Source organism: Nocardia huaxiensis, from assembly GCF_013744875.1.
Lineage (GTDB): Bacteria > Actinomycetota > Actinomycetes > Mycobacteriales > Mycobacteriaceae > Nocardia > Nocardia huaxiensis.
This window is the reverse complement of sequence record NZ_CP059399.1, coordinates 7,245,248-7,260,256: the sequence shown is the minus strand read 5'-3', so window position 1 is coordinate 7,260,256 and position 15,009 is coordinate 7,245,248. Positions and strand designations below refer to the sequence as shown.

Below are 15,009 nucleotides of genomic sequence, written 5' to 3'. Positions count from 1 at the left end.
CGGTTGCCTGGGGCGATAGAAATGGTTCTGCAAGGGATCCTGCAAAACCATTTCTATTCTAGCGGTGAGGCTACGAGGCTTCCTGCATTTCTTCGTCTCCGAACAGTGAAGCTTGGGGTGCCTCCGTTACCGCTGCCTTCTTGGATCCCTTCCGGGCCTTCTCGGTATTATTTCTGTTGCTGCTGGAGAGAATGTTCAAGATAGCCTTGCCGACAGCTTGTGCAACAGGTGGGGGGAAGGCATTTCCAACTTGGCGATATTGCGCGGTCTTACCGCCAGAGAATTCCCAATTAGGTGGGAAACCTTGAATTATTGCAGCCTGTTGTACGGTGAGCATCGGCCCATCTGGGCCGAACAGATCCCGGTCTTCTGTATGCTTTGACCAGCAGGTTTCAATATCATTTGCTACACCCATACCGGAAACGCCGAGTTGTCTCCAGGCGGCTTTCGCCCGGCTGGGGCCGAGGTCGGCACCACCGTGCTTCTTTGACCCCCCCACCAGTGTCGGAGCGACGCCTCCGCCTTTTCCTTCGAGTTCATTGGCGCGGGCAATTGCAGTTTCGTGCCATCGCTTGTAGGCGGCGTGTGCCTGTGCCGATTTTTCTCCAGAGTAATAGCGCTCAAATCGAGTTTTCATTGACTCTTCAAGCGCGTATGCGACGCTGACTGGTGTTGTATGTGTAGCTGCGGGCGGTTTGTAGAACGATATTCCCGCGACATCCTTGCGAAAGGCGACAAGAATTGCTCGAGGGCGAAGCTGTGGGACTCCAAAATCGCTTGCCTCCAAAACGCTCCAGTCAGCGACGCGGTACCCCAGACCCTTTTCGAACTTTTTTGTTCCGTCGTCATCGATATATTCGCCGCCCTGCAGTCTGGCCTTGATCCAAGAGCGATATGTTGCGAATTTCGGATCCATAATTCCGCGTACGTTTTCAATCAAGACCGCTCTTGGTCGAAGCTCCTTGACCAATTCCAGCATGCGAGGAAACAGATCCCGCTCATCGTCCTTGCCTAGCTGCTTGCCGGCATGTGAGAACGGGGGGCAAGGGACGCCGCCGGCCAAGAGGTCCAACCCGTGCTTCTTCAGAAGGTGACCACTCTTTATGAGGTGACGCGAAGGCTTGAACTTATTCACATCGAAATCGAGGATGTCACACTGGTCGCCATGCCAGTCTTCGAGCCGGTGCCCTTCGATGTTTAGTTTGAGGGTGGCGACAGCATGCTTGTCTATCTCGACCAGTGCGAGGTGGCGAAAGCCTGCTTGGTGGAGGCCTACAGCTTGACCACCGGCGCCGGCGCAGATCTCGATCGATGTAAACACACGTTTCGACGTCGCCGAATGTGCGCCTTTCCCTGCGCCGTCGCAGGTCATGCCCTGATCGCCTGCGTCGGTGTGGCTAGGGGTGGCGCGAAGGTGGGTCACGCTGCTGCCTTTCGATGCGGGAGCCAGGATGGAGGAGAGGTCTGTGCGGGAGTATCTTTCCGCACGACATGCTGGTAGCTCGAACTGGGACAGACGTGACCGAGAGCAGATCGCGAGAAGCTCGGAGAAAGGCCCACGAACGGGGCCTCTATCCTGCACCCCTCAACGAGGGTCGCTCCCGGAACATGCAAGCTAACCGCCGATCCGGTACCAAGCCCGAGATCGCGCTGCGGAGCGCGTTGCATCGTCTGGGCTACCGATTCCGCAAGGACCTCAGGCTCGACCTCGGCTCGGTGAAGGTCCGGCCGGACATTGTCTTCACGGCTCGCAAGGTAGCGGTGTTCGTAGATGGTTGCTTCTGGCACGTCTGCCCCGAGCACGGCCGCCAGCCGACGACGAACGAATGGTATTGGGCGCCAAAGCTTCGCCGGAACATTGAACGGGACCGGGCGGCGGACGCTGCGCTGAGTGCAGCTGGTTGGCACGTTGTCCGTCTGCGGGAACACGAGAGCCTGGAAAGCGCTGTGAGCGCCGTCGCCAGAGTCTTGGCTACCGAGTCCGAACATGTGAGCGATCATATGGGACAGGTCGGCCCTTGATCGATAGAAGCTCGCGGACACGGCACATCAGTTCGTAGACTGCTGCGAGCATTGCAGCTCTGGATGTGGCGTTTCGTCGCGAACTTCGGTCGGCCCGGCGGCTCCTGCCTTGCGCTGAGTTCGACTGAACGCGAGCGTATCTGGGATCGGTGAGGCGCCGGGTGTGGGCCCGGGATCATGGCAGGGGCCGCTTGGATGTGGTCGACAGCTCCGGTCGCTGGTGGGGCCGGCAGCAAGTGATGGAGCCTTGCAGGCGATAGCTGAAGCCAAAGGCCCCAGCCATCACCTGCCACCTTGGCTACCCGCCGGAACCGCGATGGTGGTTCCGATATGCAGTCAGCAACTGCAAGACGGCTGCCAGCAGCAGAACGCCGAGCTGAGAATCATCATGGGTGATCTCCAGTACCGCGGCCGCAAGGTTGAGCACTGCGACTACCGCCGGCAGCGGGTCGGGCTGCCCATCGGGGGACGGCTCGCAGGCATGATTAGGAGGGTTTTGTACATTCATAGGTGCCTCTGTTTCGTCTTGGACGGCGTTTCCGGGGTGTACTGCGGCCCCGCCTGGTGACACAGGCGGGGTTCGCTTGAAGCTCGTCTCGACCGGGGGCGCCCGAGTCGTCACGCTGCCGATGCTGTGATTCGTGGTGGAAGCTTCCAAATCAGTGCAGGTACGTGTCGGGATACTCAGCGCGGCGATGTCGACCTCGATTTGATCGCGTTGGTCAGCAGGGTGTCGGAGTCGGCTCGCCTGTCTCGTTCGTTCAGGGCGAAGAGGATCTCCAGAATTTCTCTCTCGACTCGGCTGCCGGCGTGGCTGAGGATCGCTGTGGCGATGTCGTCCAAGTCCAGGATTCGGCAGGAACTTACGGCGTCCGCTATCTCGTGAGGGGGACCCTCTGTGCCGACGTGGCGGATGATGCTGTTGATTCGTGCAAGGTCACCCGCGTCGAGGTAGTCGGCGAGATTTCTTGCCGCAGGCCATGTCAGATCCTTGTCCCTCTTTTGGGGCCGGTCCCCCTGCTGGTGGGGGACCGGCCCAAGTTCGGCTGCCACGATGATTGGTACATGAGCCGGCTTGGCCTCAGTGTCACACGAAGGGCAGGGAGCCCCGCACGACGGGCACGTTGTGTCCAGAGGTGACATCGCGAGACGGGCCCGGTCGATGGTCTCCCAGGAGACTATGGTTTCGTCGGGTCGTTTGCGCTGCAGCGCGAGCTGGTAGAGGGCTTCGAGGGGTTCCTTCTTCGGTGGGCGCTTGCGCTTGCCATTGGCCAGGTCCGACAGGACGGACTTACTCAAGTACCTATCGGCCCGCGCGCGCCCATCGGCCTGCGAACCATGTTCCAGCTCTTCTGCGATTCGTCTGCCGGACATCCTGCATAGGCGAATCAGGGTACGCACCGCTTCCGCCAGCTCACGCTGCGCGGAAGGCAAGTCGGGATCGAGATCGCTGAACTCTGCCTGCTTCGACAAGACTCGCTCCCCCCATTCGAATTGAAGTCATTCAATCATCCTGTTCTATCTCGGCGCTACCACTAGATCATTGTTGCCGCTTCGCGTCCAGGGGTAGCACGCATTTCATGTCCCATGTGAACTCGGGACAAATATTTCGGGTTGATTTACCCGATCTGAAAGACTCGCTGTCCTGAGTTCAGTGTGCAGGCTCATGTCCCATCTTTGAACTTCAATCTGGGACATCCTGCGCCTTGCAGATCTGGAGTAATTGATATTTAGTGGTTGGAAACGATTCCCTCGATCCCGCTGGACGGGGCGATCGTGGTTGAGGCTCTTATTTGAAAGGCGGGATCCTGAATGTCTATGCCGGCTTGGGATAACCCAGACCTCGGCGCGATGAAGCGTGTGGCGCTCTGGCTGGTACAAGAGGTAGGCATTGGGAATCTGTTCACGAAGACTCAGCTTCGTGATGCATTTCCGGAAGTTCAGCAGATTGACCGCCGGATGCGGGACCTTCGTGACTTTGAGTGGCGGATCGACACCAACCGCGAGGATCCGTCGCTGGACTCGCATGAGCACCGTTTCGTCAGCCAGGGCGTGGACGTGTGGGTGCCGGGCAAGGCGACGAGGAGGACCGGCGTCACAGTTACCGCCGCTGAGCGGCACGCGCTGATGATGCGGGATGGGCACAAGTGCCGCTCATGCGGAATCGGGCCTGGGGAGCAGTACGCCGGCACGTACATCTCCTCGCAACTTGATGTTGCCCGTCGTGCAGTGCGAATGCCTGATGGGACGACCAGCGTTCAGTTGATGATCGAGTGCAATCGGTGCCGTGTCGGAGGCCGTGATTTGACTGCCGATCTCGGTGACGTTCTTGGCCGTATCAGCAGCCTGCCCGTGTATGAACGGAAGATGCTTGCGAGTTGGGTCGAGCGCGATGCCCGTAGCTTCAGTGAGACCGAAGATCTCTGGGCGGCCTATCGGTCATTGCCGGTGGACTCCAGAGACAAAGTTCGCGAAGCGCTCGAGCTTGAATAGCCGTGGATCCTGCACGCAACCGTGCCGATACTGCGCCGGTCGACTACTTCCCTGTTTTTGAGGAGAATCCATACATGTTCACGGATTACGGGACGCCGCCGAATGCCGCTTCTACTCGAGCTGTCGTAGAGGAGCGCCTCCAAGAGCAGCGAGAAAAGGGTGGCGTAGCTGAGACTCTGACGGTGGAATGGCGTGGAGCGCCACTCCACATCCAGGTCATCGACATGCCCTTGAACTCGTTGTACTTCAATCCCGGGACCCACCGTATCCGTGCGCAGCGGAGTCTCGACCCGCAGCGTGACGAGCTTGCGAAGCAGAATCCGTGGAGTGCGGAGAGTCAGGACTATCTGCGTCATCTGCTGACGATTCGCCCATCCGAACCCGATCATCGCGATCCTGCGTTCGAGGACCTGAAAAAGAGCCTCGCGGAGCACAAACAGAACGAGCCGGGTTTGATCACCCGCGACGGTATTCTGGTCAATGGGAATACCCGGTGTGCGGCACTGCGAGAGCTCAACACAACCAACAGTATTCGTGTAGGAGTTCTGCCGGCTTCCTGCACGTGGGAGGACATCAACGACGTCGAGCTGTCTCTGCAGCTTCGGCCGGACAAGCGCCGCGACTACTCCTATATCAACCGGCTGCTCGCTATCGAAGAACAGCGTAATGAGCTCAAGCGTGACTTGACTGTCATTGCCAAGGCATTCCATACCACGACGATGTCCGTTGAACGTGATCTCTGGGTGCTCGCTCAGCTGCGGGATCTGATTCGCCGCAGTGAGTCCCCTGATGGGAAGGCGTTGCGCCTCATGGATCTCGAGCGCTCCCAGGAGAAGCTGGCTGAGCTCTACCGCGCCTACGACAAGGAGAAGGGGAAGAGCAAGGAAAGGGCTGAGCTGCTGAAGGAGGCACGACTCGCAGCGATCGTGCTCGATTTCGCCAAGACGGATGTCCGCTGGATCGAGCCCGATTTCCACAGCCGCTACCTCGCGAAGGTTCTGCCTGACGAGCACAAAGTGGTAGACGATGTCGCTCCGTCGACGGTAGCCATTCCTGGACTGAATCGGTCGGTCAAAGCTGCCGGTGCGAATGTTGCTGCAGCGCAACGTGTTACGGATACACTGCTCAAAGCCAAGGCGGTGGAGGCTGTTGGGGACAGGGCCACGCCGGCCGAACAAGCTGATGCGGCAGCCGTTGTGCTCTCCATTCGAGAAGCGTTCAACGAAGCTATCGACACCGCAGGTCGTGAAGCCCGGCTTCGGAAAAAGCGCTTGGCTGCCCCGGATCGAATCATGGACGCCTGCAAGGATCTCGAGCAGTCCATCACGGATCTGGTGATGTCCCGTGGAAACTCGAGTCTCGATGAAGGAGCCTTCGACGATGCCCTCGAGCAGCTGCACGCGGTGCTGTCCAAACTGTCGATCGAGGCGCAGCGAAGCATCGACCTTCCTGGCGGTGGCCTGAACTGGTTGATCGCTGCGGCAGAGCTGGAGATCCCGCAGACATGACAACCTCAGAGACCGAGTCTTCGCTTCGGCTGGGATTTGATGTCACACGAACCCGTGTGGAACTCCGTACTCAGTCGGCTTATCAGAGGGAATTCGCGCAGCTGACGGCGCGCATAGCCACTCGCGGGCAGCGGGGCCCCGTATCAGCCGAGGTCGACCTCGACGATTTCCTCATGAACCTCAGTGAGCTCGCTACCTGGCCGCATGAGGGGGTCGATTGGGACGACGACCTCATGGCACTCGTCAACGGCGTGCTCGATGACTCCGAGACCGTTGAGCGGAACTTGCAAGAGGCGCCCGTGGGTGGCGCTGCCGATGCGGTTCAGCCTGATGACGTGATTGACTTGCTCGGACCGGATTGGGCCGCCGATCTGACGTCGTTTCAGCGTCGTGATGTCGCTCGGTTGCTCTCGCTGCGTCACGGTGCCAACTTCAGTGTTCCAGGTGCCGGCAAAACTCGTGTCGCACTTGCTGTCTACGCTGCGATGCGCGAACGCGGTGAGGCGCAGCGACTCTTGGTTGTTGGGCCAAAATCCGCTTACGAATCCTGGGAATTCGAAAGCGCATTCTGCTTCAAAGAACCGCTGCGTGTTGCGGTGAGCGGCCGGTTGGAGGATCCGCTCGCGGACTTGCGCATTGTGAACTACGAGAGGCTGGATCGATCGCTGAACAGCCTGGCAACCTGGCTGCGGTCGGCACCGTCGATGATCATCTTGGATGAGGCACACCGGATGAAGCTAGGGGCAAGCGGCACATACGGTGCCGCCTGTCTGGCGCTCGGACCTCTGGCGAATCGCCGCCTCATCCTTACTGGTACGCCTGCACCGAATGGTGCAAAGGACCTCGAGAGCCTCTTGTCGTTCGTTTGGCCTGGGCATGGCAAGCGGGTTGTCACTGAGGCTGTGGGTGGTGGCGACCTTGCCTATGCCAGTTCGGTGCTCCGACCGCTCTTTACACGGACGACGAAGCGTGAACTAGGTCTCCCCCCGTTCGAACCCAAGGTCCGCTATCTTGATATGCCGCCGATCCATGCAGAGATCTACGAGGCGCTGAAGGGCAATTTCTCAACTCGGGCAGAAGGTTCCCGGTCCAGCATTGAAGCCCTCGGACGAGCCATGCTGCGCCTGCTGATGGCTGCAACGAGCCCCGCGCTGCTGTTGGAAGGCTCAAGCCCGTACGAGCCGCTCGAATACCAGCTGCCTCCGCTCGATCCATCGCCCGGCGACTCTCTGTACGACCTGTTACGGAGCCTTCCAAGCTACGAGCTCTCGCCGAAGTACCAAGAGACCCTGAAGATCGTGGCCGACAACGCGTCCCAGGGCCGGAAGACGCTCGTGTGGACGACCTTCGTTCGTAGTCTCAGGACTATCGAGAAGCTGCTCGAAGGTTACGGCCCAGCCGTTGTCTTTGGCGGTACAGCCGATCGGGAGGAGCAGTTACGCCGGTTCCGTGAAGACCCGGACTGTCATGTTCTTATCTCTAACCCGGCCACCCTTGGGGAGGGCATCAGCCTCCACCAGGTATGCCACGACGCTGTCTATGTGGATCGTGACTTCATGGCTGGGCGGTTCTTGCAGAGCTTGGACCGCATTCATCGCCTCGGTCTGGCTCCCGGCACCGAAACGCGGGTAACGATCCTCGCCACCCGTAAAACGATCGACGAAGTGGTTCGGGTGCGGCTGGAGGAAAAGCTCGAGTTCATGGGCCGGATCCTTGATGATCCCGATGTCCAGCAACTCGCCGATCTGCAAGAGGAACCCGCGGCGGGCGCCGGAATGGACGTGGCGGATGTCCGGGCGTTACTGCGGCATCTTGAGCCTTCTGCGGCTGTGTAGTCATCTCTCCGAGCTTGCTTAACAGCGGGTGCGGAGCCAACTCAGGTCTTGTGTGTGCGCTGCGGATTCTGCACTACTGGGGCTGGTTTGTCCCGGGTCTCGCCAGGTTCGGCAACAACCCATAGCTCGCCCGCGATCTCGGCGCGAGGCCGGTTCTTGTGCTCGGGGCGTGCTCGCATCACCGGGTGTGCCACAAATTCACCGGGTCTCGGAACTGGTCCTCCGAGGTCGAGGGCAAGTTTTTGGTGGGCCCTAAACCCGCCGAGAATAATGATCCCCTCGTCTCTGAGGACAGTCCGTGCCCGCCCTTTGCCTTCTCGCACTCGTGCCATGTAGTCGGACTGCCGAGCCACAGTGCGAACAACACCGCGGCCGACCCTGCGACCGTGGACCGAGCGGAACAGCTCATTGACTCGCTGCTGGCCATCTGCGGGGAGGAAGATCCTGCTCCGGGTGAGGGGGTCGATATGAAGCAGTACGTTTTCGGGCAGTTCGCAATTGTGCCAGAGCCAGGTGATGCGTTTACGTGCATCAGCCCTGATGGTCGCTTTGCTATCTCTGTTACCTCCCGTGTTGAGAATGCTCTCGCCGATACGGATCAGGCCCGCGCTCCAGATGCTCTTGTAGTCATCTGCCCATACGAGCAAACACAAATGGTTCTTGGCTTCCGGTGGAATCATCCACCCGCCGAACTTCTGTGAGTACTTGGCGTCGACATCGATTCCCGCGATGGAGTAGTCCATGTCGATGCCATCACCAAACTTGAACGCTCGCTGGAGATTTATCTCAACGAGAGTGCCCGCGTGAGTCTTCTCCGTCTTCATGAGGTCTTTCCAGTCGTAGCGCCCCGTGTTCTCGCCATCAAGCAGCTGATCGATGGTGTTGCGGAGAACGGTTGCGAATCTGCTTCCATCAGGATCGAGCGCTCGGATCGCTGCGGCAACGTGCTCAAGTTCGATATCAGGGCTGGTTGGCAGTCCCTGTCGTGCAGAGTCAAGCGAAAGGCTCAGCTGCTCCACGGCGTTCCCCGATCCCGTACGTACCAAGCCGGACATATCCACTAAACCCGACTGGGCGGTTGTCGGCAAGGACCGATGATCGTGGTTACGCCCGCGGGGCTGAGCTGAGCATCGAAGCCGTCAGGCGTTTAGGGTGCGAGGATGGCGAGAGAATCCGGGCCGCGGCAGGTTCAGCTGATCGGGCCGGTTGGTGGGGGTTTCACGTACCTTCTTGCGGCGGCGATGATGCTTGTCGGGCCGGTGTCCGGTGCCTTCGGGGAGTCTTTGGGTGATGCGCTGTGTGCTGGGGTTTTCACGTTCCCGTTGGGAATCGCGCTGGCATTCTCTGCCTTTGAATGGCGGGCTTCCGCTCGACGGTTCGATGCGGTGGGGGTGCGGGGCACTGCTGAGATCGTGGCGGTGAAGAGGGTTCGCGGGGGTGGGGAAGAGGAGCGGAAGGTTGAGTTGATCGTGCGGATCAGTGGGGGTGGGTTCGATGCGTTCGAGGCGGAATGTGAAGTGGGGGCACGGGATCCGTTGCAGGTGGTGGGGGAGCGGTTCGACGTGATGGTTGATCCCGAGGAGCGGACGTTCGCGGTCGGGTTCGACCACCTCTTTCCTCGGGATTCGCCGGGTAATGGTTAGTTGGTGAGTTGGTCGGCGGTGGCGAGGGTGTAGTTGCCGTGGTCGGTGCCTAGGCCCTGGGCTACCAATGATGCTGTGGCGGTGGCTAGTTGGATTGCTTCGGGGAGTGAGCGGTTCAGGCTTATGGCTCGGAGGAATCCGGCGGTGAAGGCGTCGCCGCAGCCGGTGGTGTCCACCACCTTGGTTTCCAGGGCGGGGAATTCTTGGATTTCGTTGGCGGAGAAAAGGAGTGAACCCTCGGCGCCTCGGGTTACGGCCAGGGTGCCAGCGCCCGCGGAGTGGAGGATGTGGCAGGCGGCCAAGAGGTCGGTGGTTTTGGTGAAGCCCAGGGCTTGTTCCTCGTTGGGGAGGAAGTAGTCGATGTAGGGGAGGGCGGGGGCTATTGCATCCAGGGAACCGAGGGAGCCTGGGGCCAGGAGGTCGGCGGAGGTGATGGCGCCGGATTCCTTGGCGTGGCGGAGGATTCGGGCCGCGTTGTCGGCGCCGAGGAGCTCGGGGCCGCCCAGGTGGAGGTAGTCGGCCGTCGCTATCGCATCCCAGTCGACGTCGTCGAGGGAGTAGAAGGGGTTGGCGCCCAACAGGTGGAGGGTGGGGCGGTCGCCGTTGGGGCGGATGGGGAGGACTGTGGTGGAGGTGGGGTGGTCGGGTTTGCGGACCACCAGGGAGGTGTCGATGCCGGCTCGGTTCAGCAGGGAGAGAAGGAAATCGCCGTTCGAGTCGGTGCCTACCGCGCCTGCGGTGCGGACGGTTGCGCCCAGTTTGGCCAGGACCACGGCTGTGCCTGCCGCGGTGCCGGCGGGGGTGATGCGGATGTTTTCCACGAAGGCGGTTTGCTGGCCTTCGGGGATTTCGGAGACCGGGTGGACGAGGATGTCGAGGACGTGGACGCCTAGGCAGATGATGTTCATTTCGGTTCCTTGCCAAGGGGTTTGGGGGTGCCGTAGCCGGTTCGGAGGGCTACTTCCAGGACTGCTTGTTGTTGGACGGGGGTGAGGGGGCGCGGGGCGCCGACAATCGCGGCGTCGAGGTACAGGGTGCAGGCCCATTCCAGGAGGAGGGCGTTCTCGACGGCTTGGTCGAGGGTTGCGCCGTGGGTTATCGCGCCGTGGTTGGCGAGGAGGGCGGCCTGCTTGCCGGGGAGGGCGGTGCGGACCGCGTCGGCCAACTGTTGGGTGCCGAAGGGGTGGAAGGGAACGACGGGAGTGGAACCGCCCAGGAGCAGCTGCTGGTAGTGGAGGACCGGGAGTTCGTCCAGCACCAGGCCGATGGCAGTGGATTTGGGGGCATGGGTGTGGACCACCGCGCCGGTGGAGAACTCGCGGTAGATGCCCAGGTGCAACTGGAGTTCGGAGGTGGGGGCGAGGTCGCCGGACACCACTGACCCGGACAGGTCGACCACGGTGACCTCGGCGGGAGTGGTTGTGGCCAGGGTGGTTCCGGTGGCCGTTACCGCTATCAGGTCGCCCACCTGAACACTCACATTGCCCGCGGTGCCGATCAGTAGGCCGGCGTCGGCGAGGCGGCGGGACGCGGTGGCGACGGCTGCTCGCGCTTCCTGAGTGGTCGGCATGGTGGGTAATGTACTAAATCTGAATCGGATTCACATTCGGAAACGGGAGTGGGATGGCGGAGTTGGGTGTCCCGGAGGGGATGTTGCGGCGGGTGCCGCGGCAGGCTCGGAGTCGGGAGCGGCTGGCGCATGTGCTTCGCGTGGCGGATCGGATGATCGCGGAGCACGGGGTGGGGGAGCTCAGCATGATTCGGCTTGCCATGGCGGCGGGGGTGTCGGTGGGGTCGCTGTATCAGTACCTGCCGGATAAGGAAGCGGTGTTGGAGGCGCTGGCGGTGGCCTACCTCGAGCGGATCGAGGGGGTGCTGGAGGAGTTGATCGAGAGTGCGGGGCAACAGCATTGGGAGGATCCGGCGGGGACGCTCGTCGAGACCTTCGCGGAGATCTATCGGCGGGAACCCGGGTTTCGGGCGCTGTGGTTCGGGCGGCAGTGGACGGAGGCCACGCAGGCTGCGGATCGGGCGCACAAGCAGCGGATGGCGGAGGGGCTGCGGCGGCTCATTCTGGCGCAAGGGCTGCTGCCGGAACGGGATTGGTTGGCGGACGCCTGTTGGAGTGCGCACGTCATGGCTGACGCGCTGATGCAGGAGGCGTTTCGGGGGGATTCGGAGGGGGATCCGGGGGTGCTGCGGGAGTTGACGGCTGCTGTGCGGGGATATCTGGGGGAGTTGGGGCGGCGGGGGTGATCCGGCCTGACTGCACACAATCGACGACAGTTCTGCCATTTGGCAGATTCGAGGTCGAAAGTGTGCACCCAGGCCGGGTTCAGCTTGCCCAGGTGATGGCCTCGTCGAGTGGGGCGCGGGTGGTGCGGAAGCTGTTGGAGGGGTGGGCGCTGTCGGGGTAGCCGAAGGAGATGCCCGCTACCACTTGGCGATTCGCGGGGATGGCGAAGTGGTCGTGGAGGAAGGGGGAGTAGGTGGCCAGCGCTGCTTGGGGAGCTGTTGCTACGCCCAGGCTTTGGGCTGACAGGAGGAAGGACTGCAGGTAGAGGCCGCAGTCGACCGCGCCGTAGGTGCCCAGGTCGGCCTCGGTGGTGAGGATGGCCACGTGCGGGGCGTCGAAGAGTTCGAAGTTGCGGAGCATTTGGCGGAGGGAGCCGGCGTGGTCGCCCTTCGGGACGCCGACCGCGGTGTAAAGGGCTGCGCCGCATTCCTTTCGGCGGTCGCGGTAGATGCCGGTGTAGGCGGCGGGGAAGGGGATGTCGGGGTCGGCGGCCGTGCCTTCGATGTGGGACAGCAGGGCTTTGCGGAAGCGGGCGGTGGCGGCGGGGTCGGCGGTGACCGTCAGGTGCCAGGGTTGGGTGTTGCACCAGGACGGGGTGCGCTGGGCCAGCCGGAGCATCGATTCGATCGTTTCCTGCGGGACCGCGTCGGGGCGGAATGTTCGGCAGGTGTAGCGGTCGGCCAGTAGCGCCTCGAGTGCGGTGTAGTGGCTGGTCATGAGGCCCCCTCGGGAAGTGGTCTCGTTTTGAGACCGTGCGTGTTCGGTCTCATATTAGGACCGAATCGGTAGGATTGGAAGATGCGCTACGGGGAATTGGCCGACGAGCCGTGTTCGATCACGCGGTCGCTGGTGGTGTTCGGGGATCGGTGGACGCTGCTGATCCTCAAGGCCGCATTCGCGGGGGTGCGGCGGTTCAACGGGTTCCAGGCGTATCTGGGAATCTCCAAGGGGCGGCTGCAGGATCGGCTCGATCGACTGGTCGAGCACGAGATTCTCGTCAAACGACCGGCCGCGACGGGGGCGCACGAGGAATATCGGCTGACGGAGAAGGGGATTGCCGTCTATCCGATCCTCATGGCATTCCGGGATTGGGGGGACGCCTACATGGCGCCGGATGGGCCGCCGCTGCGGTATGCGCACCGCGACTGCGCGGGGGAGGCGCACACCCGGCTCGAATGCGACCACTGCGGAAAGGAACTCACCGCGCGGGATGTCGCACCCGAGCCGGGACCGGGCCTGATCGCGCACACCGGTGATGGCGCTGTCGAGCAGTGATCAAGCCGGATCGAAACTGAGGCAGCCCGCGCCGATGTAGTCGGAAGGGTCGAGCAGCATGCGGATTTCGGGGCGCTCCGCCTCCGGGATGCGCCGCAGTTCGTCGTGCAACGGTGTGCGCAGCGCCGTGCCGCGCGCGGTGAACACCGGGAACCAATTGTCGTGATGGTTGGGCACGAACACCTTCGGGCGTAGCGCCTCGATGTAGTGACGCGGGTCGCGCAGACCATTGCGAAACTGGTTGAAGCCCTGGATCGCTCCGATGTGCACATCCGAACGAGGCAGGGCGCGAAGGATATTCAGCACATCCGGCGCCTTGTCGATCAAAGGGCCGGAGGAATCGTGCCAGGTGAGCACGAAGTCACCGAGGCGGAATTGGTAGAGCAGCACACCGCCCTCCGGATCGCGCAGACGGCGCGCGAGATGACCGGCATCGGTGAGAGTCGGTGGGTGCGTACGGATGTCGCAGGGGCACGGGGTTGGCCTGACCGGGTCGGAGGCATCGGGGCCGGCGTCCTTCGCGGTGGGCGCGGAATGGATGTGCCGGATCGCGGTGACGGACAGGCCGGGCGTGAGCTCGAAGTCGTAGCGGTCACCGGGCTTCGAGGCGGCCGAACCCAGTTCATGACACTCGAATGATGCTGTGCCGCCGACCTGTTCGCGTGCGGTGGCACAGTGCTCGGCGGTGCCGTACAGCACCGCGCCGCTCGCCTGGGCGATCGGCCCGGCGTCGCCGGCGTGGTCGAAATGCCCGTGGCCGATGAAGATGGCGGCGGGGCGCAGCGCGGCGACCTCGGCGGGCGTGGTGGGGACGTAGCCGGAGTGCAGGCCGCGCGGCACCCACGCGTCGAGCAGGATTACCGTGCCGCCCACGGCGACAGCGAAACTCGCACAACCGAACCAGGCGATCAGCACCCGATCCGCGCGCACCGCGCCGGAGCGGGGATCCACCGCCTCCGCACCGAAGAAGCGCTGCCGGGCGGCGATGGTGTCGTCGAGCGTGGGCGCCGGGAGGGGCCGCGTGGCGAACCGGTCGCGCACACCACTCCAGGAAATCCGGCTGTTCACCACGGTGTGGTCCCCTTACCTTCGCGAGGCGGGCACCCTTGCCCGCAGTTCCGCATTCTGCCCGCGCACCGGGAGCCTGTCATCGGGCCGGCGCACAATGCCCGCACGGCCCGGCGCTGCGCGGGTACCGCCACGGCAGTCCGAGAACGCCCGGCGGTCAGGCCGTGACGCGAGTGAACGTCAGGTGCGTGACCCGGTCGGAGGATTCCATCCGAGTACACTCGAGGCCGGGCAATGCGCCGAGATTCTCGAACAGCCGCTCGCCCGCGCCCAGCAGGATCGGCACCTGCGCCAGATGCAGTTCATCCACCAATCCCGCGCGCAGGAACTGCCGCACGGTGGCCGCGCCGCCGCCGAGGCGCACATCCTTTCCGCCCGCCGCTTCGAACGCGCTCTTCAATACCGTCTCCGGAGTGTCGTCCACGAAATGGAAAACGGTGCCGCCCTCCATGTCGAGCGACGGCCGCGGATAGTGCGTCAGGACGAAAACCTCGTGGTGGTACGGCGGATTCGGACCCCACCAGCCGGTCCACGAGTAGTCCGGCCACTCGCCGCGGATCGGCCCGAACATATTGCGCCCCATGATGGTTGCGCCGATGTTCACCTCACCGGCGGCGGCATACCGCTGGTCGAGGCCGCCCGCGCCGGTCACCGGCTCGCCCATCATGTCGCGCCCGAAGTCGGTCTCGAAGATCCACTCGTGCAATGGCATTGCGCCGATTCCGAGCGGATGCTCCGGTCCCTGATTGGGTCCGGCGAGGTAACCGTCCAGGGAGATGGACAGGTTGTGGGCGCGCAATTTCGGCATGGGGTGGACCTTCCGGCTCGTCGCTGTATCGCAGTCTCGCAAACATGACGGCGGACCCGTC

At 62.6% G+C, this 15,009-nt stretch carries 15 protein-coding genes; 7 read left to right on the top strand and 8 right to left on the bottom strand.

Annotated elements, in window-relative coordinates:
* Positions 1-70 precede the first annotated feature (70 nt).
* A complete protein-coding gene (locus H0264_RS33195) occupies positions 71-1,423 on the bottom strand; it encodes a DNA cytosine methyltransferase (protein WP_244976022.1) in 1,353 nt (450 codons plus the stop codon).
* 14 nt (positions 1,424-1,437) lie between these two features.
* Between H0264_RS33195 and H0264_RS33190 the strand changes: the two genes are divergently transcribed.
* The gene (locus tag H0264_RS33190) at positions 1,438-2,022 is read left to right on the top strand and encodes a very short patch repair endonuclease (protein WP_420832008.1); all 585 of its coding nucleotides are present in this window, start codon (positions 1,438-1,440) and stop codon (positions 2,020-2,022) included.
* A 684-nt stretch (positions 2,023-2,706) separates the two neighbouring features.
* On the opposite strand, the gene H0264_RS33185 is transcribed toward H0264_RS33190, so the two are convergent.
* Positions 2,707-3,495, bottom strand: coding sequence for a hypothetical protein (locus tag H0264_RS33185; RefSeq protein ID WP_181581202.1), 789 nt, complete (start codon positions 3,493-3,495; stop codon positions 2,707-2,709).
* A 339-nt stretch (positions 3,496-3,834) separates the two neighbouring features.
* Here H0264_RS33185 and H0264_RS33180 point away from each other — a divergent pair, with 339 nt between their 5' ends.
* The 3 genes from H0264_RS33180 (at position 3,835) to H0264_RS33170 (ending at position 7,858) form a co-directional block, all read left to right on the top strand.
* Positions 3,835-4,515 (top strand): hypothetical protein, encoded by a 681-nt coding sequence (locus H0264_RS33180; RefSeq protein ID WP_181581201.1) that lies wholly within the window; start codon positions 3,835-3,837, stop codon positions 4,513-4,515.
* 2 nt (positions 4,516-4,517) lie between these two features.
* Positions 4,518-6,023, top strand: coding sequence for a ParB N-terminal domain-containing protein (locus H0264_RS33175; RefSeq protein WP_244976020.1), 1,506 nt, complete (start codon positions 4,518-4,520; stop codon positions 6,021-6,023).
* Positions 6,024-6,196: 173 nt separating this feature from the next.
* Complete coding sequence (locus H0264_RS33170) at positions 6,197-7,858, top strand: DEAD/DEAH box helicase (protein ID WP_244976019.1); 1,662 nt, start codon at positions 6,197-6,199, stop codon at positions 7,856-7,858.
* A 41-nt stretch (positions 7,859-7,899) separates the two neighbouring features.
* On the opposite strand, the gene H0264_RS33165 is transcribed toward H0264_RS33170, so the two are convergent.
* Positions 7,900-8,877: a NaeI family type II restriction endonuclease gene (locus tag H0264_RS33165; protein ID WP_220139885.1), complete on the bottom strand. Its 978-nt coding sequence runs from the start codon at positions 8,875-8,877 to the stop codon at positions 7,900-7,902.
* A 141-nt stretch (positions 8,878-9,018) separates the two neighbouring features.
* Here H0264_RS33165 and H0264_RS33160 point away from each other — a divergent pair, with 141 nt between their 5' ends.
* Positions 9,019-9,501 carry a hypothetical protein gene (locus tag H0264_RS33160; protein WP_181581199.1) on the top strand — a complete coding sequence of 161 codons (483 nt, stop codon included), beginning with the start codon at positions 9,019-9,021 and terminating at the stop codon, positions 9,499-9,501.
* Here H0264_RS33160 and H0264_RS33155 read toward each other — a convergent pair.
* Together H0264_RS33155 and H0264_RS33150 are read right to left on the bottom strand one after the other, a co-directional pair.
* Positions 9,498-10,409, bottom strand: coding sequence for a carbohydrate kinase family protein (locus tag H0264_RS33155; RefSeq protein WP_181581198.1), 912 nt, complete (start codon positions 10,407-10,409; stop codon positions 9,498-9,500). The two genes, H0264_RS33160 and H0264_RS33155, sit on opposite strands and share 4 nt — an antisense overlap.
* Entirely contained in the window at positions 10,406-11,071 is a 666-nt protein-coding gene (locus tag H0264_RS33150; RefSeq protein ID WP_181581197.1) for a class II aldolase/adducin family protein, read from the bottom strand. The genes H0264_RS33155 and H0264_RS33150 overlap by 4 nt, the downstream gene beginning before the upstream one ends.
* Positions 11,072-11,124: 53 nt before the next feature.
* Between H0264_RS33150 and H0264_RS33145 the strand changes: the two genes are divergently transcribed.
* Complete coding sequence (locus H0264_RS33145; protein ID WP_181581196.1) at positions 11,125-11,757, top strand: TetR/AcrR family transcriptional regulator; 633 nt, start codon at positions 11,125-11,127, stop codon at positions 11,755-11,757.
* Between the two features lie 79 nt (positions 11,758-11,836).
* Here the strand turns inward: H0264_RS33145 and H0264_RS33140 are convergent, their stop codons facing one another.
* A complete protein-coding gene (locus tag H0264_RS33140; protein ID WP_181581195.1) occupies positions 11,837-12,514 on the bottom strand; it encodes a nitroreductase in 678 nt (225 codons plus the stop codon).
* An 81-nt stretch (positions 12,515-12,595) separates the two neighbouring features.
* Between H0264_RS33140 and H0264_RS33135 the strand changes: the two genes are divergently transcribed.
* Positions 12,596-13,072 (top strand): winged helix-turn-helix transcriptional regulator, encoded by a 477-nt coding sequence (locus H0264_RS33135; protein ID WP_181581194.1) that lies wholly within the window; start codon positions 12,596-12,598, stop codon positions 13,070-13,072.
* Here H0264_RS33135 and H0264_RS33130 read toward each other — a convergent pair whose 3' ends face one another.
* Positions 13,073-14,140, bottom strand: coding sequence for an MBL fold metallo-hydrolase (locus H0264_RS33130; RefSeq protein WP_244976018.1), 1,068 nt, complete (start codon positions 14,138-14,140; stop codon positions 13,073-13,075).
* Between the two features lie 157 nt (positions 14,141-14,297).
* Positions 14,298-14,948: a dihydrofolate reductase family protein gene (locus tag H0264_RS33125; RefSeq protein WP_181581192.1), complete on the bottom strand. Its 651-nt coding sequence runs from the start codon at positions 14,946-14,948 to the stop codon at positions 14,298-14,300.
* Positions 14,949-15,009 lie beyond the last annotated feature (61 nt).